The organism is Mesorhizobium sp. P2_A12 (assembly GCF_056405075.1).
Window position 1 is genome coordinate 25,750 of sequence record NZ_JBFUCU010000005.1, and the last position, 26,309, is coordinate 52,058.

Sequence of the window (26,309 nt, forward strand, 5' to 3'; positions counted from 1 at the left end):
CCGCGACCGCATCACGGTTTTCGGGCCGATGCCGTTGTAACGGCAGCGACAAACGAACCTTGCCAACGCAGCCGATGCGACGGGCTATAGGTTCAGACCGAGCGGCCATCGAAGTCGAAGACCGGCAAGGTCGAAGGGTCAAAATCCGCAACGCAGTGCATGTTGACGTAAGCACTGCGTTCACGGCTTTCGCCGACATCCTCCGCGAAGGGGTGAATTCCGCAGGCACGGCAGAAGCGGTGGGCGATGGCATGGCTGCCAAATCTGTAGGTGCCGAGATCATCGCGCCAGGCCAGAACCTGCAAGGTCTTGTGCGGGATGACACACAACAGGGCACCCTTGCGCGAGCAGATCGAGCAATTGCACCGCACGGCACCGGTCAGCTCGGCTTCGAACTCGAAGGCGACCTTGCCGCAGTGACAACTGCCTTTGTAGAGCATCGGATACTTCCTCGCTTTCGACAGGGTGCAATACCGCCTGTGCCGGGTTAAGTCTCGGCAGGCCATGTGCCAGCCGCTACATTCAAGACGTTCAAGGCGTCCGGAGTCCGACACTGAAATGCAATCAGCCCGCGATCATCTCGAAACCATCCTCGCGCGCCTCGCCGCCCGTGCCGGCGAAGAACACGTGTTCACGAAGCTTTATGCCGAAGCCGCGCGGGTCGCGGCTGACGCCAGCGATGCCCGCAAGCGGGCAGGCGTGACGCTCGGGCCGCTCGACGGCACCATTGTCTCGATCAAGGATCTGTTCGATGTCGCAGGCGAACCTACCACGGCCGGCTCGCTCATGCTCAGGACCGCTGCACCTGCCCTGCGCGACGCCGCCATCGTTGGCCGGCTGCGGCAGGCCGGCGCGGTGATCGTCGGCAAGACCAACATGACCGAATTCGCCTTCACGGCGATCGGCGACAACCAGCATTACGGCACGCCCGGCAATGCCGCCGACGCCAGCCGCATTCCTGGTGGTTCATCCTCGGGTGCCGGCGTTTCCGTCGGCGAGGGGACGAGCGAAATCTCCATCGGTTCCGACACCGGTGGTTCGATACGCATTCCGGCATCGCTCAACGGTGTCGTCGGCTTCAAGCCGACCGCTAGGCGGGTGCCTCTCACTGGCGCTTTCCCGCTGTCCGGCACACTGGACTCGGTCGGGCCGCTTGCCCGAACCGTCGCCCAGTGCGCCGCCGCCGATGCCGTGATGGCCGGCGAGGAAGCGGCAGCGCTGACGTCGATCTCCCTTGCGGGGCTTCGCGTAGGCATCCCGCGTGGCGTCCTTTTCGAGGAGACGCAAGGCGAGGTGGCGACCGCGTTCGATCGATGCCTTCGCAAGGTCGAACTAGCGGGTGCAGGGGTGGCGGATCTGTCGATAGACGATCTGCTTGGAGAGATGCGCGCGGCGACCAAGCGCGGTTCGATCGCTGCCATGGAAGGGGCGGAGATCCATGCCGACTGGTTGGCGACAGGGGCATCGCTGCCGGTCGACCCACATGTCAGCGGGCCTTTGTCGCGGGCAGCTATGCTGCCGACGCCAGTCTACATCAGGACAATGCGTCGTCGCGCCGCGCTCGTGGCCGCCATGGACGAGCGGCTGGCATCGGTCGATGTGCTGGCCCTGCCGACCACACCGGTGACGGCGCCGACCATCGTTTCGATGGTCGACGATGCCGAGTTGCGTGCCCGCACCGAAGGCCTGCTGCTGCGCAACACGCAGGTTGCCAACCAGTTCGACCTTTGTGCGATCTCGCTGCCCATGCCGGGCATGGTGCGCCCGGCAGGATTGATGCTGGTGGCGCGCAACGGCCAAGACCGGCGCCTGTTGCGGATTGCTGTCGAAATAGAGTCGCTGCTCGGCGCGTGATCGGCGCTGAGTGTCAGTGCGACGAACAGTGTTTGCGTTCGCTTTCCTTCGCGGTGCGTACGATGCCGGTCGCGACCAGCCAGGGCAGGCTGTAGTCCTCGCCGGCGATGGTCTGCGTGCGATGCTCGATCGATCCCCTGACAATGAGCTTTCCAGCGTAAAGCGCGTCTGAAAGATCCGTTATCGCCTTGTCGGCCTGCGGCAATCCGCTGCTGTCGATCGACACGCCCTTGATGATCGTGCCGGTGGCAAGGTCGAGCGCGCTGTTCGACGGGCAGGGTGCCTTGAAGCAGCGCAGCCCGTTGTCGCAAAAGACATAGCTGCTCTCGGCCGCGGCAAGCGACGGCGCGACGCCCGTGGAAACGGCGGCAAGCAACAATAGCGAGAACGGATGATCGGACATGGCAGCGAGCCTCGCCAGAAAATAAGGCGAAACAGCGATGCGCTACACGCTCGCCGGAAACCGCCGCCGGTAGTGATCGACCACTTCGGGGTTGCGCAGGTTGACTGGCAGTTTGTTGGCCAGCACCAGCAAGGCTTCACCGACCGCGCCGACGCCCATGCGCATCATCGATTCCTCGGTGATGCCGGCCATATGCGGGGTGATGATGACGTTGTCGAAGCTGAAATAGGGATGATCTGGCGGCAGCGGCTGAGTCGAAAACACATCGAGTGCAGCACCGCCGATGCGGCGTTTCTGCAAGGCGTCGATCAGGGCGCCGTCATCGACGACCGGTCCGCGCGATACGTTGATCAGCAGCGCATCGGGCTTCATGCGGGCGATCCGCTCGCGATTGATCAAGCCGCGCGTCTCCGGCGTCAACGGACAGCACAGAACGATGATGTCGCTCTGCTCGACCAGGGCGTCGATCGACAGGAAGCCGATTTTCTCCGGCGCCGGCTGCATGCTGCGCGTGGTTGCCACCACCGTCAGGTCGAAACCATGCGCCGCTATATGACCGACAGCTTGGCCAACGGCGCCGAGGCCGACGATGCCGATCGTCTTGCCGGCAAGTTCGCTGTTGGAATTGGCGTGCTCGCGGCCAGCGAGCCAGCCTTTCGCCCGCAAGTCGCGGTCGACGACGCGGAAGCGGCGAAGCAGGGCAAGTGCTGCAAACATGACGTATTCGGCAACCGAGCGGGCATTGACCGCCGGCACATTCGCCACCAGCACGCCGGCCGCGAATGCTGCTTCCATCGGGATCATGTCGAGCCCGGCGCCATGGCGGATTGCTGCCCTCAGCTTCGCGGCACCCTCGAAGAGCTGTGGCGGCAGGGGCGCGCGCACGATGACAATGTCAGCGTTTTTCGCCTCGACAGCCAGCGTGCCTGGGTCGAGAGCAGAAGCGACGACAAGCTCGCCGGCGCCGGCCAGCATGGCCGTGGCGCGCGGATGCAGGGGGTGTGTGGTGAGGATGCGAGCCATGTCGATCAGGCTCTTTCGAGCGTCGGGCTTTGAGGTTCCTCGCCGTGGCCCTCGATCAGGCCCTTCCAGTAGCTCTCGGCGCCCTGCAGATGAGCACTCATCAGCGCCTGGGCGAGATTGCCATCGCGGCGCAACAGCGCCTCGTAGATCTGGATGTGCTCGGCATGCGAGCGCACGCTGCGCTCCGGATCGTTGAAATAGATCGGCAGGCGCTGCTCGCCCATCATGTAGTAGACGCTGCAGACATTGTGGAAGACGCTGTTCTTGGTCGCGCGTACGATCTCAAGGTGGAATTCGCGGTCTTCCTTGGCCAGGCCTTCGCCTGCGGCGATGCGCTCTTCCGACGCTTTCAGGATTTCGCGCAGACGTTCGAAATTCTCTTCGGTGGCGCGCGAACAGGCAAGCTCGGCCGCCTTGATCTCATGGATCTTGCGCAACTCGACCGTCTCGTAGATCTGGATCGGATCGAGCGGCAGGCCGGCGCGCGCGAACAGCGCCATCGCCTCGACGCTGGCCTGCTTGGTGTCGATGTAGATGCCGGACTTGGCTCTGCGCTCCACGATGCGCATGGCTTCGAGGATGGCGAGCGCCTCGCGGATCTGGCCGCGGCTGACGCCGAACTGCTCCGCCAGCTCACGTTCCGACGGCGTTCGGCCGGTCTCCTTGTCCGAATGGGAGAACAGGTAGGCAGCGAGTTCCGCGAGAAGGTTCTTTTCTTTCATTGTCAATCGCGTTGCGCGTGCGCCTCCAGGAACCGCTCCGAAATGGTGAACCCCAGACCCGGCCTTTCCGGGATCGCTATCATACCGTCCTTGGCTTCGACAGTCTCTTCGATCAGATCATGGATCATCGGGTTGGCACCGAGCGAATATTCGACGGTGAAACTAGCCGGCGAAGCAGCACAGATGTGCAGTCCGGCGAAGAAGCACGGTGCGCCGGCCCACAGATGCGGCGCAAAGCGCAGGTTGAAGGCGCTGGCGATGGTGCCGATCTTCATCGCTTCGCTGATGCCGCCGCAGAAGGCCGGATCGGGCTGGAATATGTCGGCGGCTTTCAGCACGGCAAGGTCGCGGAAGGCATAGCGCGTCGCCTCGCTTTCGCCGGTAGCGATTGGAACGGTGCCGCTTGCCCGCACTTCGGCCATGCCTGGCTTGTCGTCGGCGATGATGGGCTCCTCGAACCAGGCGAGGTCCAGATCGTTGACGAGGTGGATGAAGCGCTTGGCTTCGGCCACCGTGTAGGTGCCATGGGCGTCGACCATCAGTTCGACGTGGGGACCGAGCGCCTGCCGTCCGGCACGGACGCGGGCGGCGGAAACATGCGCGGCGCCATCCATGGCGCCAACCCGCATCTTCAGAGCCTTGAAGCCGCCCTTGGCGACATAGGACTTCAATTGCTCGCCGATGGCGTCGGCGGCTGCCCAGCCTCCGGACGCATAGGCCGGCATGCGGTCGAACTTGCGGCCGCCGAGGAGCCGCCAGACCGGAACGCCAAGCGATTTGCCCAAGATATCCCAGAGCGCGATATCGACAGCGCTGATGGCAGCTATGCTCATGCCACGCCGTGCCAGTTGCGGCATGGCGTGGCCGGCGCGGGCCGCGCTGTCGTGGCGCACGCCGTTGTAGAGCATCTCCCAGATGACGCCGATGTCGGCCGGATCGTGGCCGATCAGTTGCGGTCCGACCTCGTGGTTAAGCATGTGGACAAGCGCTCCGTAGCTGCCGGCGCTACCGGCGGCGTTCTTGCCTTCGCCCCAGCCGACCAGCCCGTCATCCGTCTCGATGCGCAGGATGGCGGCGTCAAAGGTCGTCACCTGACCGAAGTCGCTGCGGTGTTGACGAGCGGCTTCGATCGGGATGCGGATCCACCAGGCTTGGACGGTCTTGATGCGCATGGTCTTCCCCAGCCCTGCCGCCGGTCAGGGCGAAAGGGCAATTTCCCAACAGCAGTCGACTACTTGATCAGCGGCAGCAACGTTTCGGCGGTGATGCGCATCTGGTCGGTGTAGAATTTCTCCGTCAGCACGCTGGAGCCGTGATCCTGGATGAACTTCAGCTGTTCAGGCGAGATGTCGACCGGATGGCGCTCGACCATGTCGGGATAGGGTGCGGCCGGCGTGCGATCGACGGGTGCTACGAACTCGTTGGTCAGAGCGCCGTCGTAGCCGACCTCCTTCAGCGTGGCGACGATCTTCGGCCAGTCGATCTGGCCGAGGCCGGCGGCAAAGCGGTTGTTGTCGGCGACATGGAAGTCGAACAGGCGCTTGCCGACCTGCCGGATCGCGTCATAGACGTTAAATTCCTCCATATGGATGTGGTAGGCGTCGAGGCAGACGCCGCATTCGGGGCTGACCGCGTCGGCCAGCGCCAGGGCCTGGGCGCCGCGATTGAACAGATAGGTTTCGAAGCGATTGAGCGGTTCGACGGCGATCTTGACGCCGACCTTCTTGGCGTGGGTGAAGCATTCACGGGTGGCGTCGACAACCCATTTCCATTCCTCTTCCTCGGTGCCGTCCGGCACCACCTTGCCGACCGTCGCCGGAACCAGCGTGATAATCTCGCCATCGAGTTCGCTGATCATCGTCAGCACGTCCTTGACATACTGCACGGAACGCTCGCGCTGGCCCTGGTCCCTGGCGGCAAGGTTGCGCTCACCCAGCATCAACGTCACCGCGCCCCAGCAGCGGATACCATGCTCCTTCAGCAGCGCCCGCGTCTCCTTGGTCTTGTACTGCTCGGGCTCGCCGGAAATCTCGATCGACTCATAGCCGAACTTCTTGATGCGCTTGAGCGTCGTCTCCAGTGGTTCCGCGCGCATCCAGTTGTGCGTCGAAAGGTGCATGGTCTGTCCTTCCCAAATTCGTCTTTATGGTTCGCCTGCACATGCATCGCTGAAAGGCGACGCAAGGGTTCCTCCCCAAGGCATCCCCAGCCTTTTTTCGCAAACTGGTTCGACCAATTGGGCCTGAAGCGAGGTCTACAGCAATTTCCCATGGACGGCAAGAAGCGGCGGCCTGCTGCGCTAGCTCCGAATTATTTCATTGATTATATTGAGATATGTATCCTTTTTTTGCCCACCCCCGAGGTTCCCGCGATGCACTGCAAGACTTGACCAAATCCTCGCATTTGGTAATACCAGAATAGCGGCGCGCACAAGCGCGCGGTGTGAAAAGACCAAAGTGGCTGGCCCTGCTTCCAATCGGCGCTATGCTCGGTCGCGAGGAAAACGAGGGAGGATGCCGATGCCGACGACAATGAAGGGCCCTGGACTGTTTCTGGCGCAGTTTGCAGGTGACGCCGCGCCGTTCAATTCACTGGCTTCGATCACCAAATGGGCGGCTGGTCTTGGTTACAAGGGCGTGCAGATCCCGACCTGGGACGCGCGCTTGTTCGATCTCAAAAAGGCGGCATCTTCCAAGGCCTATTGCGACGAGGTGAAAGGCATCTGCGCCGACGCCGGCGTCGAGATAACCGAACTGTCGACGCATCTGCAGGGGCAATTGGTGGCGGTGCATCCGGCTTATGATGCGCAGTTCGATGGCTTTGCGCCGGCTTCGGTGCACAACAATCCCAAGGCGCGGCAGAAGTGGGCGGTCGAACAGATGAAGTTCGGCGCCAAGGCCTCGCGCAATCTCGGGCTGAACGCCTCTGTGAGTTTCTCCGGAGCACTGGCTTTCCCGTACCTTTATCCGTGGCCACAGCGGCCGGCCGGACTGATCGAGGAGGCGTTTGCGGAACTCGGCAAGCGCTGGAAGCCGATCCTTGATGTCTATGAAGACAATGGCGTCGATGTCGGCTACGAAATCCATCCCGGCGAGGACGTGTTCGACGGCGCCACCTTCGAGATGTTCCTCGATGCGCTCGGCGGCCACAAGCGCTGCAACATCAACTACGATCCTTCGCACTTCCTGCTGCAGCAACTCGACTATCTCGAATTCATCGACATCTATCACGAGCGCATCAAGGCGTTCCACGTCAAGGACGCCGAGTTCAACCCGACCGGGAGGCAAGGCGTCTATTCCGGCTATCAGAGCTGGACCAACCGCGCCGGCCGCTTCCGCTCGCTCGGTGACGGGCAGGTGGATTTTGGCGGCATCTTTTCCAAGCTGACGCAGTACAACTACGATTCCTGGGCGGTGCTGGAATGGGAATGCTGCCTGAAGCACCCGGAAGATGGCGCGGCAGAGGGCGCGCCATTTATCCAGCACCACATCATCCGGGTGACGGAAAAGGCATTCGACGACTTTGCCGGCGGCACCACCGACAAGAAAGTGCTGCGCGGCATGATGGGAATTTAAGGCGGCTCCCCTCCCCTCGAGGGAGGGTGGCCGACGGGGCCGGGCAGGGTCAGTTCATCCAAGCTCTACCTCTGCGACCACCCGATCCGCTGCGCGGATCGACCTCCCCTCAAAGGGGCGGGGATATTTCAGACACGAGGAGAAAAGATATGGTCGGCGTATCGAAGTCGGAAACGGGAGGCGGTCCGATCCGCTATGGCATGGTCGGCGGCGGGCAAGGCGCCTTCATCGGCGCGGTGCACCGCATCGCGGCGCGCATGGACAATGATTTCGTGCTGGTCGCCGGCGCGCTGTCATCCGATCCCGCTCGCGCCAAGGCCTCGGCCGCCGAACTCGGGCTCGATCCGGGCCGCAGCTACGGCTCCTATGCCGAGATGGCCAAGGCTGAGGCCAAGCGGCCCGACGGCATCGAGGCGGTGGCCATCGTCACCCCCAACAATGTCCACGTGCCGGCGGCCAAGGCCTTCCTCGAGGCCGGCATCCACGTCATCTGCGACAAGCCGCTGGCGACGACGCTTGCCGAAGCCAAGAAGCTGGCCGCCGTGGTCGAGAAGACCGGCAAGGTGTTCGTGCTCACCCACAACTACACGGCCTATCCGATGGTGCGGCAGGCCCGCGAGATGGTGGCCAAGGGCGTGCTCGGCGACATCCGCATCGTGCAATCCGAGTATCCACAGGACTGGCTGACCGAGGACCTCGCCGCCACCGGCCAGAAGCAGGCGTCGTGGCGTGGCGATCCCAAGCAGGCAGGCGCAGGCGGCGCGCTCGGCGACATTGGCACCCACGCCTACAATCTGGCGCGCTTCGTCTCGGGACTGGAGCTTGATTCCCTTTCTGCCGATCTCGACGCCTTCGTGCCGGGGAGGCTGCTCGACGACAATGTCAATGTCATGCTGCGCTTCAAGCCCGACGGCAAGACGCATCCGGCCAAGGGTATGATCTGGGCAAGCCAGGTGGCACCGGGCCATGAGAACGGGCTGAAGCTGCGCATCTATGGCTCCAAGGGCGGGCTGGAATGGGTGCAGGCCGACCCGAACTATCTCTGGTACACGCCGTTCGGCCAACCGAAGCAACTGATCACCCGCAACGGCGCTGGTGCACTGCCGGTGGCGGGGCGTGTCAGCCGGGTTCCGTCGGGCCATCCCGAGGGTTACCTCGAAGGTTTCGCCAACATCTACCAGGAGGCCGCGCGCGCCATCCGCGCGGCGCGCAGGAAGGGCGGCAAGCCGGCGAAGGATGTCGTCTTTCCGACCATTCAGGACGGCGTCGAGGGCATGGCCTTCATCGAGGCCTGCGTGAGGTCGTCGAAGAAGAATGGGGCCTGGACGAAACTGTAACTTCGACCGGCGAGGGGAATTCACTGGGGAGGGGCGTCGATGAAAATCGGCATGTGCATGTTCCTGTGGACGACGGCGGTGTCGAAGAAACACGAGCCGTTGCTCCGTGACATCAAGGCAACCGGTTTCGATGGCGTCGAGATACCGATCTTTGCCGGCACGCCCGACGACTACAAGAAACTGGGTGAGTTGCTCGACCGTATCGGGCTGGAGCGGACCGCCGTGTCAGCCATGGGCGATCCGGCGATGAACCTGATCGCGGCCGACGCTGCGACCCGCAAGGCCGGCGTCGACTATATGAAATGGGCTCTCGACTGCGCCGACGCGCTCGGCGCCAGGACGCTGAGCGGCCCGCTGCATTCGACGCTCGGTGCCTTCTCCGGCTCGGGGCCGACAGCCGCCGAGAAGAAGCGCTCGGTCGCTTCGCAACGCGCCATCGGCGATCATGCCGGCAAGAGGAACGTCACCATCGGGCTCGAGGCGCTGAACCGGTTCGAATGCTATCTTCTCAACACGATGGCGGATCTGTCCGAGCATGTCGATGCCATCGACAGGCCGCATATCAAGGCGATGTACGACACTTTCCATGCCAATATCGAGGAAGCCGACCCGATCGGCGCCTATACAAAACACCGCAGGAATGTCGTCCATATCCATATTTCGGAGAACGACCGCGGCGTGCCGGGGCGCGGCAACATCCCGTGGACGGAAACGTTCTCCGCCATCCGCAAGAGTGGCTATGACGATTGGCTGACGATCGAGGCGTTCGGCCGTTCGCTAAAGGATCTGGCTGCGGCGACCAAGGTGTGGCGCGATTTTTCCGAGAGCCCGGAAGCCGTCTATCGCGACGGCTACAAGCATATCAAGAATGGGTGGAAGAAAGCGGCATAGGGCGTGTCGATATTCAAGTGAGGCCGGTCTGCAATGCCGGGGTCCTGCGCTTCCGGTACTCACGTACCCAAAAGTACGCTCCGTTCCGGTTCTCGGAACCCAGCATTTTCGACTCGGCCTGACCTGAATCTCAACACACCCTGAAGCGCTGGGATGGCTAACCCTGCTCGGCCTGGATCCTGTTGTAGTCGTGGATGGTCCGGCTCAGCCGGCGGCGCAGGAAGTTGGATATGTTGTCGAAGATGAAGACGACGGCCAGCGTCAGCAGCACCATGTAGAAGACGTTGGCCCAGTTGGAGTTGGTGCGCATCGCTTCCCACAATTTCAGGCCGATGCCGCCAGCGCCGACGGCGCCGATGATGGTGGCGCCGCGGGTGTTGGATTCCCACTGGTAGAGCGTCTGGCTGATGAAGATCGGAATCACTTCAGGCATCACGCCATAGCGCTGCACCAGAAGACCGTTGGCGCCTGTCGACTTGATGCCCTCGCGCGGCTTGTCGTCGATGTTCTCGAGGCTTTCCGAATAGGTTTTTCCCAGCGTGCCGATCTCGGTGAAGAAGATCGCGGCACTGCCCGCCAGCGGGCCGGGGCCGAAGGCGCGGGTGAAGAACAGCGCCCAGATCAGCATGTCGACCGAACGCATGAAGTCGAAGAAACGCTTGAGCACCTGGCTGAGCAGTCCGTTCGGCGTGATGTTGCGGGCGGCGAAGAAGGCAAGCGGGAAGGCGACGATGCCACCGAGCAGGGTGCCGAGAAAGGCCATGACGATGGTCTGCAACAACTTCGTCCAGACGTCGCCGTGCTGCCACTGGGCGTTGTTCCAGATGTTGTCTCCCGCCAGCGCGAGGTTCGAGGTGCCCGGCTTGAGTTCGGGGCCGGACACGATCAGCGAGGCCACTTCACTGGCAGACTTGCCGAAGAAGGGCGAGCGCGTGTCGAAGACGAAATTCGCCCAGCCGAAGAAGCGCTTGCGGACCTTGACGCGGTCGACGGTGACACGCACTTCGCCGGCGAAGCCCATCTTGGCCACCACTTCGTCGTCATGCGCGGTGATCCAGTCTGGCACCGGGCCCGAGATCACCGGCTTGCCGCCGGTCAGCGACACCGGCACCGTCTCGCCATTGGCCACGATCGTCGCCTTGCTCTTGTCGAAGGTGACGGATTTGCCCGGGCCGTCGATCAGGACGCTAAACGTGCCGTCCGCGTTCTTGATGACCCAGTCTGGATTCGGGTTCTCGCCAAGCGCGGAAAAGCGCGGGTATTTCGGCGTGATCTCGGGCTGGTCGAGGCGGAACTCGGGCTGCAGGTCGTAGCTGACCCACTGCGACAGGAAGAGCGGCAGGCGTTCCCAGTGCGATTCCCGCAGCACTTGCGGCAGGCTGAAGAACCACAAGGCATAGGTGAGGTAAAGCAGGATGCCGACGAACAGGAACAGCGGGGCAAAGCGCTTGTACGTTGGCCGCCGGAACACTTGCGGGTAGCGCTCCTCGATCGACCGGATTTCGTCTGCGGTCATCGTCGCCATGATCAAGAGCCTGATCCATCCCGATAGAACCGGGATGGGGCTCTATCTTTTGGGATTCCACTTTTCGGGATCATGGCTAAGCACCCATCAGGAAGGCTTGTTCGCCGACCAGCTTGCGGCGCAGCCAGGCCGAGAACTGGTCGATGATGAAGATGGTCGTGAACAAGAGCAGCACCAGCGCCAATGTCTTGGCGCCGAAGCCGCGTGAGATCGAGAGTTTCAATTCCTCGCCGATGCCCCCACCGCCGACGGCGCCGATGATGGTCGAGGCGCGCACATTGATCTCGACGCGGAGCAGCGTGTAGGACATGAAGTTGGGCAGCACCTGCGGCAGGTCGGCAAAGCGCACCCGCTCGAACCAGTTGGCGCCGACCGCCCTCAGGCCCTCCTCGGCGCGCATGTCGATGTTCTCGTTGATCTCATAGAACAGCTTGCCGAGCGCGCCGATCGAATGCAGGCCGATGGCGATGATGGCGGCGATCGGTCCGGTCGAGACAATGGCCGCGAAGAGGCCGGCAATGACGATCTCCGGAAAGGCGCGCAGCAGCTCCATGAAGCGCTTGACGACGAGCCTCAGCACCGGATGCGGCGTCAAATTGCGCGCGGCGATGAAGGAAAACGGCACGGCGAAGATGAAGCCGATAAAGGTCGAGACCAGGGCCACGTTCACCGTGGTCAGCATGAGCTCGAAATATTCAGGGATATAAAAACCGCCCCAGACATAGACGCGGCCGAGCGGGAAGTTGAATTCCTGGGTGCCGGTGTCATGCGGCGAGGCAATGTCGAACAGCGCCCGCCAGACGTCGTTCCAATCCTTGGGGATCAGCCAGCTCAGGAAATCCAGAATGTGCGGCAGCCGGTCGAAGAAGTGCCCGGCATTGGCTTCGTCGGCGAACCACATGCTCGCAAACATCGCGGCAAGCAGCAAACCGACGCCGAGCACCGTATAGAGCCGGCGCAGCGATATCTGGCGTCGCCAGGCATCGGCCATCTGATGGGTGGCGCGGGAAGGGGCTGTCACGGAAAGGGTCATGATCGGACAAACAGAAAGGGCGGTGCTTTCAACACCGCCCTTCTGATTTCGCCGTTAGCCGCCGATGGCTGCCTTACGGGCTTCGACGATGACGTTGTAGAAGTCCGCCTTCACCGGAACGTAGCCGGTGAAATCGCCGCCTTCGACGCCCTCGAAGCAAGCCTTGTCCTTGGCCGGAAGGGCTGTGAAGAACGCGGTCAGCTTGGCGGTCATCTCGTCGCCGAGCGCCGTGCGCACGACCAGCGGGCCGTTCGGGATCAGGCCCGAGCGCCAGACTTCGACGAAGTCGTTGGGGTCGACGGCGCCCTTGGCGACTTCCTTGTGGAAGGTGCCGGAGGTGTAGCCGTTCTTGAAATCGCCGATGCCCGAGGAATCGTCCACCGCGACGTCGACCTTGCCGTCACGCACGGCCAGGACGTTGTTCTCGTGGCCGCCATTGAACTGCGTCGAAGCGAAGAAGGTCTCGTTCGAAGCGCCGGTGTCCTTCGGAATCTGGGTCAGCGGGATCAGATAGCCGGAGGTCGAATCCGGGTCGGCGTAGCCGAGCTTCTTGCCCTTGGCCGACTTGATGTCGATGATGCCGGAAGACTTCAGCGCCAGGCCGATCGAATAATAGCCGGTGGCGCCGTCGGTCTGCTGGGTGGTGAGGATCGGGGTGACCGCCTTCGGGTCCTTGAGAGCGACGCTGGCATAGCCGGAAGCGCCGAGTTCGGCGAAGTCGAGGGTGCCGCCGAGCAGGCCCTGGATGACGCCGTCATAGTCGGCGGCGGGGAACAGCGAGACCTTCTCGAAGCCGAATTCGGCCTTCAGATGGTCGGCCAGGCACTGGTAGTTGCGCAGCCGGTCGGTTTCGTTCTCGCCGCCAAGGATGCCGACGCGGAATTCCTTCATATCGGCGGCGTGGGCCATGCTGGTCGCCATGGCGAGCACCGAAACGGCGCTAAATACCATCTTCCTGAACATTGGATATCTCTCCTGTGGGTTCCGGCCCCGCGCCGGTAGCGTTGGTTATTCTGACAGGTGCCCTTGACGCGGGCTGGCGATCCAGGTCGCTCTTTCTTGACCCATGATCTTTCCCGAAAACCGGTTTCCACTTTTCGGGATCATGGACTCAATATCCCGGGAATGCGGGCTCGAGCGGTCCGGCGGATGCGGTGATCTTTTGCTTGTAGGCGATGCTGGTCGAGGTGATGGCCTCGGAGATTTCGCCGCCATTGCTGTCGGCGCCATAAACGAGACGGACGGCCTCGCGGTTGAGCTCTTCCGGCGGACCGTCGAAGACGACCTTGCCGGCGGCCATGCCGATGATGCGGTTGCAGTAGGCGCGGGCAGTGTCCAGCGTGTGCAGATTGGTGACGACGGTGATGCCTTCGCGCAGATTGATGTCCTGCAGCGAATCCATCACCACCTTGGCGTTGAGCGGGTCGAGCGAAGCGATCGGTTCGTCGGCGAGGATCACCTTGGGCTGCTGCATCATGGCGCGGGCAATGGCGACGCGCTGTTGTTGGCCGCCCGACAACGTGCCGGCAGGCTGCATCGCGGTGCGGGCGATGTCGAGCCGCTCGAGTGCGGCGACCGCCTCGGCGCACTCGGCGCGGGAAAACATACCGAGCAGGTTCGACATAGTCGAACGGTGGTTCAGCTTGCCGAGCAGCACATTGGTCAGCACGTCGAGGCGCGGCACCAAGTTGAACTGCTGGAAGATCATGGCACAGTCGCGCTGCCAGCGCCGCAGCGGCGAACCGCGCAATTGGGAGACCTCGGCGCCGTCAAAAAAAATCGATCCCTGGCTGGGATCGATGAGACGATTGATCATGCGCAGAAGGGTTGATTTGCCGGCGCCCGAACGACCGATAATGCCAACCATCTGGCCCTGCGGGATTGAGATGTTGATATCGCTGACGGCTGTGTTCTTGCCAAATCGTCGGGTGACGCCGCGGATTTCGAGCGTGGCTGACATGGTCGTTTCCAGTCCAGTCGCAGTTGAAGGGTCTGTTAACCCTTGGCTAGCGCAGCGCCATGAACCTGCGGTGTCGGATTGATGTCAGTTTTGTTACTGCCCACAGGCACGGTGTCAGGCGCCTGTAGCCGTCGATCAGCCGAGTACCTGCAACTCCTCGAAATGCTCCATGTCCCTGAAGCTGCAGAAGGCGGGCGCCTTGATCTCGATCACCGGAGCCTGCCGCGCGAAAAGCGCGAGGCAATCATCGAACAGTTGCTGCCATGCGGCCGCCCTGTCGTCCGCAAGACGCTGGATCTGATAGGCGAAGGTGATGTGGAAGACGTAGTTGTCATGGTCGAGATGCCTGTAGCCGAACGGCACCGCCAAGGCATCGCGCCAGTCGGCCATGATGCGCACGTCCTCGTCGGTCGCACCGGCAACGGTGAGGCCGGTCGGTACAATTTCGACCACCTTGATGTTGAACGGGCCGAAGCCCTTGAAACCCTTCAGCCGCTCCAGGTAGAGGCGGGTCATCGCGTCGATGCTGGTGTCGAGCGGCACGTCATGTGGCCAGTAGGGCAACCGGCGGCGATATTCGATGATGCCCTGGAACAGCGTCATGTGCAGGCTTGAGACGGGGGTGAAGGCCAGCCGGTCGGCATCGGGCATCGCCAGCATCCGGTCGCGCACCGCAAGCACCACGGCCTCGGAGGGCGAACCGCTGACGAGATGGCTGACGACCGTGTTGCCGGGCTCGATCAGGAAATTGCCCGACATGTCGTAGCGCGTGCCGAGATGAACGGGTGGCTTCGGATTGGAGCCGGCAAAGAATCCGGCGAGCGAGGGTCTGACAGAAACAAGCATTGCGATCTCCAGGGCAGATGGCGTCCTGCCCCGGCGATGTGTCAGGGATATGAAACAGGCTCACCCATGACAATGATGTGATGGCCTATCCGCCATATTTTTCCAGAAAGGCTTCGGCCGACAGTTCCCGGAAATCAGCTAGTGCTGTCCGCAGCTTGGCATGGTCCCAGTCCCACCAGGCGAGCGCCTGGTAGCGTTCGGCAGTGCGGCGGTCGAAGCGCTCACGGATCGGTCTGGCCGGCACGCCGCCGACGATGGTGTAGGGCGCGACATCCTTCGAGACGACCGCGCCGGCGCCGACCGCGGCACCATCGCCGACGGTGACGCCGGGCAGGATGGTCGAGCCGTGGCCGAGCCACGTGTCGTGGCCGATGGTGACCCGCTTGGCGCGGCGCTGGGCGAAGAATTCACTCTCGTGCTCTGCGTCGTCCCAATAGTCGGAAGCGCGGTAGGTGAAGTGGTGCAGCGTCGGCCGCCATGTCGGGTGGTTGGTGGCGTTGATGCGCACGCTGGCGGCAATGTTGGAAAATTTGCCGATCGTCGCGCACCAGACGGCGCAGTCCTGCATCATGTAGGAATAGTCGCCGAGGATGCTCTCGGAAACTCGGCTGCCGTCGGCGATCTCGGTCCAGCGGCCAAGCGTCGAGTTCTGCACGTCCGCCGTCGGGTGGATCAGCGGCGTCTCCGACAGTTTTTTCGTCATGCGGCGATTTTTCCGGGCGCGAAAGCGGTGACGTCGATGATGCGGTCGGCGACCGCCTCGCGCACGTCGTGGTCGTGGAAGATGCCGAGCAGAGCGACGCCAACCGCCTTCTTGGCGGCGATGAGTTCAATCACCACGTCGCGGTTCCTGGCATCGAGGGAGGCGGTCGGTTCGTCGAGCAGCAGGATCGGATGCTCGGTGATGAAGCCACGCGCGATGTTGACGCGCTGCTGCTCGCCGCCGGAGAAGGTTGCCGGCGGCAACGCCCAGAGTTTTTCCGGCAGATTGAGCTGCGCCAGCAAGGCGCGAGCCTTGCCGCGCGCGCTCTCGCGGTCTTCGCCACGCTCGACCAGCGGTTCGGCGACGACATCCAGCACCGAGACGCGCGGCACGGTGCGCAGGAACTGGCTGACATAGCCGATCGTTTGCCGGCGTATGGCAAGCACGGTGCGCGGACTGGCGGTGGCGAGATCGATCAGCCCGTCATCGTGCTTGACGATGATCTGGCCCTCGTCGACGGCGTAGTTGCCGTAGAGCATCTTCAGGATCGAGCTCTTGCCGGCGCCGGACGGGCCGCCGAGCACGGTGCATTCGCTAGCCCTGATAGAGAACGAAACACCGGCAACGACAGGCAGTTTGATGCCGTCGCGCAGATGCATGGTGAAGCTCTTGGCGACGTCGGAGACAACGAGGGGCGTCGGCATGGGTTACACCTGAAGTATCGAGGAAACGAGAAGCTGGGTGTAGGGTGCGCGCGGATCGTCGAGCACGCGGTCGGTGAGACCGCTTTCGACGACGCGGCCATCCTTCATCACCATCATGCGCTGCGACAGAAGACGCGCCACGGCAAGGTCGTGGGTGACGACGATGGCGGCGAGACCAAGGTCGGTGACCAAGCCGCGCAGCAGGTCGAGCAGGCGTGCCTGCACCGAGACGTCGAGGCCGCCCGTCGGCTCATCCATGAACACCAGCCGCGGCCCGGTGACGAGGTTGCGGGCGATCTGCAGGCGCTGGCGCATACCGCCGGAAAAGGCGCGCGGCTCGTCGTCGATGCGGTCTTCATCGATCTCGACGCGCGACAGCCAGTCGACGGCTGTAGCGCGGATCTTGCCATAGTGGCGGTCGCCAACCGCCATCAGCCGTTCGCCGACATTGGCGCCGGCTGACACCGTCATGCGCAGGCCGTCGGCCGGATTCTGGTGGACAAAACCCCAGTTGGTGCGCATCAGGAAGCGGCGCTCGGGCTCGCTCATCCGGTAGAGCTCGCGGAACTGGCCGTCGCGCATGCGGTAGCTGGCGGTGCCGGAACTCGGCAACAGCCGGGTCGACAGGCAGTTGAGCAGGGTCGTCTTGCCGGAACCGGACTCGCCGACGACCGCCAGAACTTCGCCCGGCCACAGGTCGAAGGAGACGTTGTCGCAGCCGACGCGCGAGCCGTAGAATTTGGAGAGCGCCGAGACGCGCAGCAGTGGTTCGTCGGTCATTGCGCCGGCTCCATCATCTCAGGGGCAAGATGGCCGCGATGGCCCTCCTCACGCCGTTTCTCGCAGTGGTCGGTGTCCGAGCAGACGAACATGTGGCCGCCATGGTCGTCGAGGATGACCTCGTCGAGATAGACATTCTCGGCCGCGCACAGCGCGCAGGGCTGGTCGAAGGTCTGCACCTCGAACGGATGATCCTCGAAGTCGAGGCTGACCACTTCGGTGAACGGCGGCACCGCATAGATGCGCTTTTCGCGGCCGGCGCCAAACAGCTGCAAGGCCGGCGAGCGGTGCATCTTGGGATTGTCGAATTTCGGCGTCGGCGACGGGTCCATCACGTAGCGACCCTCGACCTTGACCGGATAGGCATAGGTGGTGGCGATGCGCCCGTGCCTGGCGATGTCCTCGTAGAGCTTCACATGCATCAGGCCGTATTCCTCCAGCGCATGCATCTTGCGCGTCTCGGTTTCGCGCGGCTCGAGGAAGCGCAGCGGCTCGGGAATCGGCACCTGGTAGACCAGCACCTGGCCTGCCTTCATAGGGTGCTCGGGGATGCGGTGGCGGGTCTGGATGATGGTGGCGCTGGCGGTATCGGTCGTCACCGCGACATTGGCGACCTTCTTGAAGAAGGCACGGATCGAGACCGCATTGGTGGTGTCATCGGCGCCCTGGTCGATGACCTTCAGCACATCATCGGGACCGATGATCGAGGCGGTGACCTGGACGCCGCCGGTGCCCCAGCCATAAGGCATCGGCATTTCGCGCGAGGCGAACGGCACCTGATAGCCGGGGATGGCGATGCCCTTGAGGATCGCGCGACGGATCATCCGCTTGGTCTGTTCGTCGAGATAGGCGAAGTTGTAGGTGGCAATGTCTGTCGGTTGAGCGGTCATTCCGCGGCCTCCCTCTTGTCGTCCGCCTTCACCGGGTTTTCGCGGGCGTCATATTCGGCGCGCATGCGGCGCACGAGGTCGAGTTCGGCCTGGAAGTCGACATAGTGCGGGAGCTTCAGGTGCTCGACGAAGCCGGTCGCCTGGACATTGTCGGAATGCGAGATGACGAACTCCTCGTCCTGCGCGGCGGCGACGACATCTTCGCCGAGTTCCGAAGCGCGCAATGCCCGATCGCAGAGCGCCATCGCCATCGCCTTGCGCTCGCTCTGGCCGAAGACCAGGCCGTAGCCGCGGGTGAATTGCGGCGGCGCCTTGGCCGAGCCCTTGAACTGGTTGACCATCTGGCATTCGGTGACCCGCACCGTGCCGAGCGGCACGGCGAACGGGAGTTCGGGAACATCCAGTTCCAGCTCGACCTCGCCGATGCGGATCTCGCCGACGAAGGGATGGTTACGGGCATAGCCGCGCTGCGTGGAATAGCCGAGCGCCAGCAAGAAGCCCTCATCGCCGCGTGACAGCGCCTGCAGGCGGATGTCGCGCGCCATCGGGAATTCCAGCGGCTCGCGGGTGATGTCGCCGGGGACATGGTCCTGTGGCATCTCCCCATCCGGTTCGATCAGGCCTTCACGGGCCAGGATCGCCGAGACGCGCGGCATGGCTTTTGTTTCGGTCTCGCGCTGCAGCGGCTCGGCGACATCGCCGCCGGCGGCAAGCCCGGGGTCGAGCAGCCGATGCGTATAGTCGAAGGTCGGGCCGAGCAGCTGGCCGCCGGGCAGGTCCTTGTAGGTCGCCGAAACGCGCCGCTCGACCAGCATGGTGGCGGTGTCGATCGCCTTGGAATAGCCGAAGCGCGGCAACGTGGTGCGATAGGCGCGCACCAGGAAGATCGCCTCGATCAGGTCGCCGCGCGCCTGGACGATGGCAAGCGCCGCCAGCTCGCGGTCATAGAGGGAGCCTTCGCTCATCACCCGGTCGACGCCAAGCGCCAACTGTTCGACGATCTGGTCGAGGCGAATGGCGGGCACCGAACGGTCGCCGCGCCGGCGGTCGGCGAGCAGGCTGTGGGCGTTGGCAATGGCCGCCTCGCCACCTTTTACCGCGACATACATCTCAGCCCTCCATCGTCTTGATGCGCGTGGTGCGCGGCAGGCAGGCGACGCCGTCCGATGTGGCGAGGATGATGTCGACGCCACGCGGAAAGCGCTTGATGTTCTGCTTCCACTGCTCGACGAAATGACGCGGCATCTGCGCCGGCGCGATCGTGGCACTGGTTTCGATGCCGGGGCCTCCGAGCAGCAGCAGGGCGCCGGAAACGAGATCACTGACTTGCAGGATCAGCGTGGTGGAGCGGTCGGGATAATCCTGGGTACCTTGCGAAAAACCGTCGAGCGCCATCATCTCGGCCGGCGTGGCGATCAAAGCGAAATGCGCATCGGCCGGCGTGTTGGCCAAAGGCGCACCGGTGTGGAAACCAAGCCAGGATTTGATCGCGGTAGAGGCCTGCAAAGCCGGGTCGAGCCAGAGCGGGGTGTCGTTGTCGCAAAGCGCCAGCGCTACGGCGCCGGCGGTCGCCGAAAGCGGCACCGGCGGGCGGGCGAAGGCGGGCACGGGTTGCACGCTGCCCGGCCGCGCCATCGCGTCCATGACGGCGCGAAACACGGTCTGGGCGTTGAAGACCGGATCGGCAAAACCGCCCTCGATCGATTGCGCTGCGATGTCCATCAGTCTTCTCCGCGAACCATGGTGAAGAAATCCACCTTCGTTGCCGCCGTCTCGGCGCGCCGCCGTTCATGCGCGGTGGCCAGAGCCGATCGTAGAGGCGCAATAAGCACGGTCTCGACCTCGGCGCGACGCACCGGGTCCTGCCACAACGCATCGGCGATGGCCGCCAGCCTTGCCTTCTGCTTGTCGCGGCCAAGCGCATAGCAGTGACCGACCTGTCCGGACGGCAGCCGGACAGTGGCGCGGGTAACGGTCGTCTCACCAACATTGAAGGGGGAGCCGCCACCACCGATGCGGCCGCGCACGGTGACCAGGCCGGTCTCCGGGCCGCGCAGCAGCTCAGCTTCCGAGGGCAGTCCGGACGCGTTCCAGAGCCGGACGACGTCATCGCCGCTGGATTGTGCCAGTGTTGCCATGGCGGCCTTGCGCTCGGCTTGGTCGCGGGCTTCCTGTCCTCGCATGAGCAACAATCCTCTTGTCTAAATTTGTCTATTGATATAGACAATTATACAAATTATACCTATTATCTAGCGCGAGTCCATGACGGGTGGATGACAAGCAATGGGAGGCTGGGACAATTAAAATGGTCGGGCAGCTGGCAGCGGACAGCATCGAGCGGCGGAGTGGTGTCTCGCTGTGGCGGCAGATCGCCGACAAGATCCTGCATGCGATCGCCATCGGCGATTTCGCCGAGAATGCAGCGCTACCGCCGGAGGTTGCGCTGGCCGAGCGCTATGGCGTCAACCGTCACACGGTGCGCAGTGCCATAGCAGCCCTTGTGCAGGAAGGGGTGCTGCGGGCCGAACAGGGACGCGGCACCTTCGTGCTGTCGCGCAAGCGGCTGTCCTATCCGATCGGCGCGCGAACACGGTTTTCGGCAGGCCTGCAAGGGCAGGCGTCGGAACGGCATATTGTCCTGCTTGCCTCGTCGGTGGAGCCGGCCAGCCGGCGCGTCGCCGAGGGGCTGGGCCTAGCCAGGGGGGCAAACGTGATCCGGCTGGAAACACGCGGCGAAGCCGATGGCCGCCCGGTGTCGCGTGCTGCCGGCTGGTTCGAGGCCAGGCGCTTTGCCGGCATTGATGCCGCCATGGCGCAAACCGGCTCGATCACCGCGTCGCTGGCACGTTTCGGCATCGACGATTATCTCAGGCAATCGACCATGCTGTCAGCACGCCATGCCGACGCCGCCGACCTTGCCGACCTCGATCTGCAGCCCGGCGCCATCGTGCTGGTCACGGTCGCCGTCAACGTCACGCCGGACGGCCAGCCGATCCAGTTTTCCGAGTCACGCTTCCCGGCTGAGCGCGTCGAACTCAAATTGTCGGCACTGTAAGGTGACACTGGCGACTGGCTGGATTGTCTGACGCAATTGCGTACGGAAAACCGCTTCACACGTTTCCTGGAAATGCTTTTATCCGACCTCGATCACAGCCTTGATCAGGCCGGATTTCTCGTGTGCCCAGCGCGCGAGATCGTGCGGCGTATCGGCCAGCGTGGTGCGGTGGGTGACGAGCTTTGCCAACGGCACGGCGCCGTTGCGGATCGAGGCGGCGACGTGGTCGAAGTCGGCGCGCAACGCATTGCGACTGCCGATCAGGGTCATCTCGCGCTTGTGGAATTCCGGATCGGAGAAGGTGATGTCGTCCTTGACGACGCTGACCAGCACCAGTGTTCCGCCATGCGCGACATGGGCGAAGGCCGACTGCACCGACTGGGTGTTTCCGGTGGCGTCGAAGACCACATCGAAGCCTTCGCCAGCGGTCGCTTGCCCGACCAGATCGGACACCGCGCCGCGCGAACCGTCGAGGGTCTGGAAACCAAGCTCGTTGGCGGCAAAGGCAAGTCTTTCGCTGCTCATGTCGAGCAGCGTCACGTCAAGCCCGGCGATGCCGGCGAAGATGGCGGTGCCAAGCCCGATCGGACCGGCGCCGATGACCAGCGTGCGGGCGCCGGGATCGGCGCTTGCGCGTCGCACAGCATGCGCGCCGATGGCCAGGAACTCGACAGCGGCGGCGTCGGCCAGCGACAGGCCGTTTGCCGGATAGAGATTTTGTGCCGGCACCAGAATCCGTTCGCACATGGCGCCGTCGCGATGGACGCCGAGGACCTCGATCCTGACGCAGCAATTCGGCTTGCCGTGCCGGCAGGCGATGCACTTGGCGCAGGAAAGATAGGGATTGATGACCACCGGCTCGCCAGCGGAAAGTTCGACGCCTTCGCCGGTCTCGACGATCGTTCCCGACACCTCATGGCCCATGATGCGGGGATAGGCGAGGAATGGGTGCTTGCCTTCGTATATATGATAGTCGGTGCCGCAGATGCCGACATGGCTGACAGCCACCAGCGCCCAGCCGGGGGGTGGCGCGCTCGGCGCCGGACGGTCTTCCAGGACGAGCTCGCCAGGCGAGCGGCAGACGACGGCTTTCATGCTTCAATCCAGTTTGTCATGAAAATCGCCGGCCCATTTTCGCGACAGGGCCGGCGATCGATCTCAAATTATTGTCACTTGCTACCGCGGCGTCGCAGCCCGTCGAAATAGACGATGATGATGATCAGCGCGCCGGTGATGATGCGCTGCCAGAAGGCGTTGACGTTCAAGAGATTGGCGCCGTTGTTGATGGTGGCCAGAATGAAGGCGCCGAGCAGCGGCCCGTGCACCGAGCCGACCGCGCCGAACAGCGAGGTGCCGCCGATCACCGACGACGCGATCGCTTGCAGTTCCCAACCCTCGGCCTGGGTCGGGTTGCCGATGCCGATGCGTGAGGCCAGCAACACGCCGACGAACGCCGCGCAGAGACCCGACAGCGTGTAAGCCATGTAGATGGTTCGCTGGACATTGACGCCGGACAGGCGCGAGGCCTCGGCATTGGAGCCGACCGAGAACAAATACCGGCCCCAACGGCTGTGATGGAGGAAGATGTAGGCCGGAATACCAACCAGGATCACCATCCAGAACAGGTTGGGGACGCCGAGGAAGGAGTTGCGCGAGAACTCTTGAAAGGCATCGTTGTTGATCGAGATCGAATTGCCGTTGGTCATCAAAAGACCGATGCCGCGCAACGACGTCAGCGTTGCCAACGTGATGATGAAGGGCGGCAGCCCCATCTTGACGATGCCGAAGCCATGGAACAGGCCAATGGCGACGCCGACTAGCAAGGTGATGAGGATGGCGAGGAAGACCGGGATGCCGGCATTGATCAGCATCGCGGCTATGACGGTGGCGAAGCCAACCACGGCGCCGACCGAAAGATCGATGCCGCCGGTGATGATGACGAAGGTCTGGCCGACGGCCAGGATGGCGATCATCGAGCCCTGGCGCAGCAGGTTCGAGATGTTGTTGGCCGAAGCAAAGCTTGATGTCGACAGTGACAGGATGACCCACAGCAGCACCAGCAGCGCCAGCAGCGTCAGCCCGAACAGGGCATTGTAGTTGCGCTTCGGTTTTTCGGCAGGAATCGCCTCGGTGCTCATATCTGTTCTCCCAGCTTTTCTTGTTTCTCGGCGAGCGCCTGTGTGAGAATTTCCTCATGGTCGGCGGTGCGGAACCCGTGCGTGGCCACCAGTTTGCCGCGGCGGAATACGTGCAGCGTGTCGGCCAGTTCGTAGACCTCGGGCAGGTAGGACGAGATCAGGATGATGCCGGCTCCCTTCGACAACAATACGCTGAACAGGCGGTAGATCTCGGCCTTGGTGCCGACGTCGACGCCGACCGTCGGCTCGTCGAAGATGAACAGCCTGGCGCCGTGGGCCAGCCATTTGCCGATGACGATCTTCTGCTGGTTGCCACCGGACAGGCTGGACGCCAGTGCACTGCGCGTCGGCGTCTTGATCCTGAGATCGGCGATCTGGCGGTCGGCCTGGGTCCTTTCCTGCGCATTGGAGATCAGCAGATTGTTCGAGATGCGCTTGTAGATCGGCAGGTTGAGGTTGAGGCCGACCGAAAGGTTGAGGCAGAGACCCTGATCGCGACGGCTTTCCGGCGCCAGCGCCATGCCAAGCTTGATCGCGTCATGCTCGGAGTTGATCTGGACCGGTTTGCCTTCCCATAGGATCTGGCCGGCCGATTTGCGGTGGCGGCCGTAAAGCGTGGTGACGAACTCGCTGCGCCCGGCGCCGATCAGGCCGTAGAGCCCGACGATTTCGCCGGCTCGGACCGTCATCGATACATTCTCGAAGCCTTTGCCGGAAAGGTTCCTGGATTCGAGGATCGCCGCGCCCGGTGTGAAATGTTCCTTGTGGTAGATCTGTTCGATCGAGCGGTTGATCATCATCTTGACCAGCTCCGCGTCGTTGGTCTCGGCGATGTTGCGGGTGCCGACCAGCGTGCCGTCGCGCAGTACGGAAACACGGTCAGCCAGCTCGAACACTTCCTCCATGCGGTGGCTGATGTAGATGATCGTCACGCCCTCGCCCTTCAGTCGGCGGATCAGGGTGAAGAGCTGGTCGGCCTCCTTGCGGGTCAGGTAGGCGGTCGGCTCGTCGAAGATCAGGAATTTGGTGCCGCGCACGGTGGCGCGGGCGGCGGCGATCAGCTGCTGCTGGCCGATGGTGAGGTCGCCGAGTGTGACATGCGCCGGCAGATCGAAGCCGAGATCGTCGATGATCTTCTGCGCTTCCTTGACCATGGCGCGTTGCTGCAGGATGCCGAAGCGCGAATTCTCCTCGCCGAGGAACATGTTGGCTGCCACCGTCAGGTGACGGCAGAGCACGACCTCCTGGTGCACGGCATTGATGCCGAGTGCCATCGCCTCATGCGGTGTCGCCAAGGCTGCCGGCTGGCCCTCCCAGATCACCTCTCCAGAGGTGCGCGGCATGACGCCGGTGAGAAGCTTGATGAGCGTCGATTTACCGGCGCCGTTCTCGCCGACGATGGCGTGGATCTCGCCGGACTTGAAAGCGAGGTTGACCGGCTTCAGGGCGTGGGTGCCGGGATAGCGCTTCTCCAACCCGCGCAATTCGAGGATGGTCCGCCCTGGTTCCAGCACGGGTGCCGGGTGCAGTTCCTGCGCCGTCGACGTCATGACAATCCTCCCAGATTGGCCTCACGATTTGGCACGCTGCGAGGCAAGGATACGCCTCGAAAGGCAGCCTAGCTCAAGCTTGTGGATTGCCAAGCCGTTTGTGCCGGCAGTGGATGTTTCCGGGGCGCGAGGCCCCGGAAACGATTTGGATACGGCGGCTCAGAGCTTCGGGTTGAGCAGCGCGTCGATCTTCGGCTCTTTCATGTTGGCCTTGGTGACAAGGTTGGCGCCAGTGTCGACATTGGCCTCGACCTTCTCGCCCTTCGAGGCGGCGAGCGCCGTCTTGATGCCGTCATAGCCCATCCGGTACGGGTCCTGGACGACGAGGCCGGAAATGACGCCGTCATTGAGGAACTTGATCAGCTTCTCGTCGCTGTCGAATCCGATCAGCCCGACCTTGCCGGCAAGTTTGTTCTCGGCGATCGCCTGACCGACGCCCTGCGCCATGATCAGGTTGGAGGCGAAGATGCCCTTCAGGTCCGGATTGGCGGTGATCAGGTCGGTGGCGATGTTGAGGCCGGTGGTGGCCTGGCCGTCGGCATATTTGTCGGCGACGAGCTCGAGGCCCGGATATTTTGCCTTGAGCTGTTCCTTGAAGCCCTGGGCGCGCTGTTCCAGCGAGCCGGCACCGGGAAGTGCCGTGATCAACGCGACCTTGCCCTCGACCTTACCGCCATTGGCTTCGCCGATGGCTGCGGCAAGACCGTCCGCGGCGACGCGGCCACCCTGCACGTTGTCGGTGGTCAGGAACGAGGTGAAGGCCTTGGAGTCGGCGCCGGAGTCGATGCCGATAACCTTGACCTTGGCAGCGGCTTCGTCGATCGGCTTGCCAAGCGCCTTGGCTTCGGTCGGCGCGATGACGACGGCGGCCGGGTTGCCGGCGACGGCATTCTCGAGGATCGAGATCTGGCCGTTGACGTCGGTTTCAGCCTGGGCGCCGAGTTCCGGTACGTTGACGCCTAGGTCCTTGCCGGCCTTGCGGGCTCCGGCCAGAACGATCTGCCAGTAGAAGGACGTCGTGTCCTTGACGATGATCGGAATGGTCACGTCCGCCGCCGAAGCCGGCGCCGAATGCATGACGCCGGCGAGCATCGAAGCTGCTGCCAACGTCATCACTGCGCGGCGGTTGAGAATGCTGGTTACGAATTTCATTAGGAATCCTCCCTAAGTCGCCCGGTGAACGTTACGGAAGCTCCGTCCGGATAGGCGTGGCCCAAACAGAACTTTATCAATAAAAAACATTTACACTGTTTTGATAGTGCATCGACCTGTCCGATGCAAGCGGTGTTTCGCGTCAACCCTGCCGAGTTCTGGCAGGGG

Annotated in this window: 27 protein-coding genes; 5 read left to right on the top strand and 22 right to left on the bottom strand. The window is 63.2% G+C overall.

The window, feature by feature from the left end; translation table 11 throughout:
* Window positions 1-92: 92 nt before the first annotated feature.
* Window positions 93-440 (bottom strand): GFA family protein, encoded by a 348-nt coding sequence (locus AC1DZU_RS13975; protein WP_477285515.1) that lies wholly within the window; start codon window positions 438-440, stop codon window positions 93-95.
* Between the two features lie 118 nt (window positions 441-558).
* Between AC1DZU_RS13975 and AC1DZU_RS13980 the strand changes: the two genes are divergently transcribed.
* Window positions 559-1,854, top strand: a complete 1,296-nt coding sequence (locus AC1DZU_RS13980) for an amidase (RefSeq protein WP_477285517.1) — start codon at window positions 559-561, stop codon at window positions 1,852-1,854.
* A gap of 13 nt (window positions 1,855-1,867) precedes the next feature.
* Here AC1DZU_RS13980 and AC1DZU_RS13985 read toward each other — a convergent pair whose 3' ends face one another.
* From AC1DZU_RS13985 to AC1DZU_RS14005, 5 genes are read right to left on the bottom strand one after another with little or no spacing between them, the layout of a single operon-like run.
* The gene (locus AC1DZU_RS13985; RefSeq protein ID WP_477285519.1) at window positions 1,868-2,257 is read right to left on the bottom strand and encodes a hypothetical protein; all 390 of its coding nucleotides are present in this window, start codon (window positions 2,255-2,257) and stop codon (window positions 1,868-1,870) included.
* Between the two features lie 42 nt (window positions 2,258-2,299).
* The gene (locus AC1DZU_RS13990; RefSeq protein ID WP_477285521.1) at window positions 2,300-3,280 is read right to left on the bottom strand and encodes a hydroxyacid dehydrogenase; all 981 of its coding nucleotides are present in this window, start codon (window positions 3,278-3,280) and stop codon (window positions 2,300-2,302) included.
* Between the two features lie 5 nt (window positions 3,281-3,285).
* The gene (locus tag AC1DZU_RS13995; RefSeq protein ID WP_095084786.1) at window positions 3,286-4,002 is read right to left on the bottom strand and encodes a FadR/GntR family transcriptional regulator; all 717 of its coding nucleotides are present in this window, start codon (window positions 4,000-4,002) and stop codon (window positions 3,286-3,288) included.
* Between the two features lie 2 nt (window positions 4,003-4,004).
* On the bottom strand, window positions 4,005-5,174 hold the full coding sequence (locus AC1DZU_RS14000) for a mandelate racemase/muconate lactonizing enzyme family protein (RefSeq protein WP_477285523.1): 1,170 nt from the start codon (window positions 5,172-5,174) through the stop codon (window positions 4,005-4,007).
* 59 nt (window positions 5,175-5,233) lie between these two features.
* On the bottom strand, window positions 5,234-6,121 hold the full coding sequence (locus AC1DZU_RS14005) for a sugar phosphate isomerase/epimerase family protein (protein WP_477285525.1): 888 nt from the start codon (window positions 6,119-6,121) through the stop codon (window positions 5,234-5,236).
* Window positions 6,122-6,521: 400 nt separating this feature from the next.
* On the opposite strand from AC1DZU_RS14005, the gene AC1DZU_RS14010 reads away from it, so the two are divergent.
* The 3 genes from AC1DZU_RS14010 (at window position 6,522) to AC1DZU_RS14020 (ending at window position 9,805) form a co-directional block, all read left to right on the top strand.
* The gene (locus tag AC1DZU_RS14010; RefSeq protein ID WP_477285527.1) at window positions 6,522-7,577 is read left to right on the top strand and encodes a sugar phosphate isomerase/epimerase family protein; all 1,056 of its coding nucleotides are present in this window, start codon (window positions 6,522-6,524) and stop codon (window positions 7,575-7,577) included.
* A 149-nt stretch (window positions 7,578-7,726) separates the two neighbouring features.
* The gene (locus tag AC1DZU_RS14015; RefSeq protein ID WP_477285529.1) at window positions 7,727-8,914 is read left to right on the top strand and encodes a Gfo/Idh/MocA family protein; all 1,188 of its coding nucleotides are present in this window, start codon (window positions 7,727-7,729) and stop codon (window positions 8,912-8,914) included.
* A gap of 39 nt (window positions 8,915-8,953) precedes the next feature.
* Window positions 8,954-9,805, top strand: a complete 852-nt coding sequence (locus AC1DZU_RS14020) for a sugar phosphate isomerase/epimerase family protein (RefSeq protein ID WP_477285531.1) — start codon at window positions 8,954-8,956, stop codon at window positions 9,803-9,805.
* 157 nt (window positions 9,806-9,962) lie between these two features.
* Here AC1DZU_RS14020 and phnE (AC1DZU_RS14025) read toward each other — a convergent pair whose 3' ends face one another.
* The 12 genes from phnE (AC1DZU_RS14025) to phnG all read right to left on the bottom strand — a co-directional run bounded on the left by phnE (AC1DZU_RS14025) (window position 9,963) and on the right by phnG (window position 20,429).
* The gene (gene phnE / locus AC1DZU_RS14025; RefSeq protein WP_477285533.1) at window positions 9,963-11,330 is read right to left on the bottom strand and encodes a phosphonate ABC transporter, permease protein PhnE; all 1,368 of its coding nucleotides are present in this window, start codon (window positions 11,328-11,330) and stop codon (window positions 9,963-9,965) included.
* A gap of 76 nt (window positions 11,331-11,406) precedes the next feature.
* Window positions 11,407-12,363 carry a phosphonate ABC transporter, permease protein PhnE gene (gene phnE / locus AC1DZU_RS14030; protein WP_184877052.1) on the bottom strand — a complete coding sequence of 319 codons (957 nt, stop codon included), beginning with the start codon at window positions 12,361-12,363 and terminating at the stop codon, window positions 11,407-11,409.
* Between the two features lie 54 nt (window positions 12,364-12,417).
* The gene (gene phnD, locus AC1DZU_RS14035; protein WP_477285536.1) at window positions 12,418-13,326 is read right to left on the bottom strand and encodes a phosphonate ABC transporter substrate-binding protein; all 909 of its coding nucleotides are present in this window, start codon (window positions 13,324-13,326) and stop codon (window positions 12,418-12,420) included.
* Between the two features lie 148 nt (window positions 13,327-13,474).
* Window positions 13,475-14,323, bottom strand: a complete 849-nt coding sequence (gene phnC / locus AC1DZU_RS14040) for a phosphonate ABC transporter ATP-binding protein (RefSeq protein WP_111548853.1) — start codon at window positions 14,321-14,323, stop codon at window positions 13,475-13,477.
* Window positions 14,324-14,458: 135 nt separating this feature from the next.
* Window positions 14,459-15,169 (bottom strand): DUF1868 domain-containing protein, encoded by a 711-nt coding sequence (locus tag AC1DZU_RS14045; protein WP_477285538.1) that lies wholly within the window; start codon window positions 15,167-15,169, stop codon window positions 14,459-14,461.
* An 85-nt stretch (window positions 15,170-15,254) separates the two neighbouring features.
* Window positions 15,255-15,872: a DapH/DapD/GlmU-related protein gene (locus AC1DZU_RS14050; RefSeq protein WP_477285540.1), complete on the bottom strand. Its 618-nt coding sequence runs from the start codon at window positions 15,870-15,872 to the stop codon at window positions 15,255-15,257.
* A complete protein-coding gene (gene phnL, locus AC1DZU_RS14055; RefSeq protein WP_477285542.1) occupies window positions 15,869-16,576 on the bottom strand; it encodes a phosphonate C-P lyase system protein PhnL in 708 nt (235 codons plus the stop codon). The genes AC1DZU_RS14050 and phnL overlap by 4 nt, the downstream gene beginning before the upstream one ends.
* Window positions 16,577-16,579: 3 nt before the next feature.
* On the bottom strand, window positions 16,580-17,356 hold the full coding sequence (gene phnK, locus AC1DZU_RS14060) for a phosphonate C-P lyase system protein PhnK (RefSeq protein ID WP_477285544.1): 777 nt from the start codon (window positions 17,354-17,356) through the stop codon (window positions 16,580-16,582).
* Window positions 17,353-18,246 carry an alpha-D-ribose 1-methylphosphonate 5-phosphate C-P-lyase PhnJ gene (locus AC1DZU_RS14065; protein ID WP_477285546.1) on the bottom strand — a complete coding sequence of 298 codons (894 nt, stop codon included), beginning with the start codon at window positions 18,244-18,246 and terminating at the stop codon, window positions 17,353-17,355. The genes phnK and AC1DZU_RS14065 overlap by 4 nt, the downstream gene beginning before the upstream one ends.
* On the bottom strand, window positions 18,243-19,355 hold the full coding sequence (locus AC1DZU_RS14070) for a carbon-phosphorus lyase complex subunit (protein ID WP_477285548.1): 1,113 nt from the start codon (window positions 19,353-19,355) through the stop codon (window positions 18,243-18,245). The genes AC1DZU_RS14065 and AC1DZU_RS14070 overlap by 4 nt, the downstream gene beginning before the upstream one ends.
* A 1-nt stretch (window position 19,356) precedes the next feature.
* Window positions 19,357-19,968 carry a phosphonate C-P lyase system protein PhnH gene (gene phnH, locus AC1DZU_RS14075; RefSeq protein ID WP_477285550.1) on the bottom strand — a complete coding sequence of 204 codons (612 nt, stop codon included), beginning with the start codon at window positions 19,966-19,968 and terminating at the stop codon, window positions 19,357-19,359.
* A complete protein-coding gene (gene phnG, locus AC1DZU_RS14080) occupies window positions 19,968-20,429 on the bottom strand; it encodes a phosphonate C-P lyase system protein PhnG (protein WP_477285552.1) in 462 nt (153 codons plus the stop codon). Before phnG ends, phnH begins: the two co-directional genes overlap by 1 nt.
* Window positions 20,430-20,551: 122 nt before the next feature.
* Here phnG and phnF point away from each other — a divergent pair, with 122 nt between their 5' ends.
* Window positions 20,552-21,301, top strand: a complete 750-nt coding sequence (phnF, locus tag AC1DZU_RS14085) for a phosphonate metabolism transcriptional regulator PhnF (RefSeq protein ID WP_477285554.1) — start codon at window positions 20,552-20,554, stop codon at window positions 21,299-21,301.
* Window positions 21,302-21,379: 78 nt separating this feature from the next.
* On the opposite strand, the gene AC1DZU_RS14090 is transcribed toward phnF, so the two are convergent.
* The 4 genes from AC1DZU_RS14090 to AC1DZU_RS14105 form a co-directional block, all read right to left on the bottom strand.
* Complete coding sequence (locus tag AC1DZU_RS14090; RefSeq protein ID WP_477285556.1) at window positions 21,380-22,396, bottom strand: zinc-binding alcohol dehydrogenase family protein; 1,017 nt, start codon at window positions 22,394-22,396, stop codon at window positions 21,380-21,382.
* A 74-nt stretch (window positions 22,397-22,470) separates the two neighbouring features.
* On the bottom strand, window positions 22,471-23,439 hold the full coding sequence (locus AC1DZU_RS14095) for an ABC transporter permease (protein WP_477227872.1): 969 nt from the start codon (window positions 23,437-23,439) through the stop codon (window positions 22,471-22,473).
* Window positions 23,436-24,989 carry a sugar ABC transporter ATP-binding protein gene (locus tag AC1DZU_RS14100; protein ID WP_477285559.1) on the bottom strand — a complete coding sequence of 518 codons (1,554 nt, stop codon included), beginning with the start codon at window positions 24,987-24,989 and terminating at the stop codon, window positions 23,436-23,438. Before AC1DZU_RS14100 ends, AC1DZU_RS14095 begins: the two co-directional genes overlap by 4 nt.
* 159 nt (window positions 24,990-25,148) lie before the next feature.
* Entirely contained in the window at window positions 25,149-26,141 is a 993-nt protein-coding gene (locus AC1DZU_RS14105) for a substrate-binding domain-containing protein (RefSeq protein WP_477285561.1), read from the bottom strand.
* Between the last annotated feature and the right edge of the window lie 168 nt (window positions 26,142-26,309).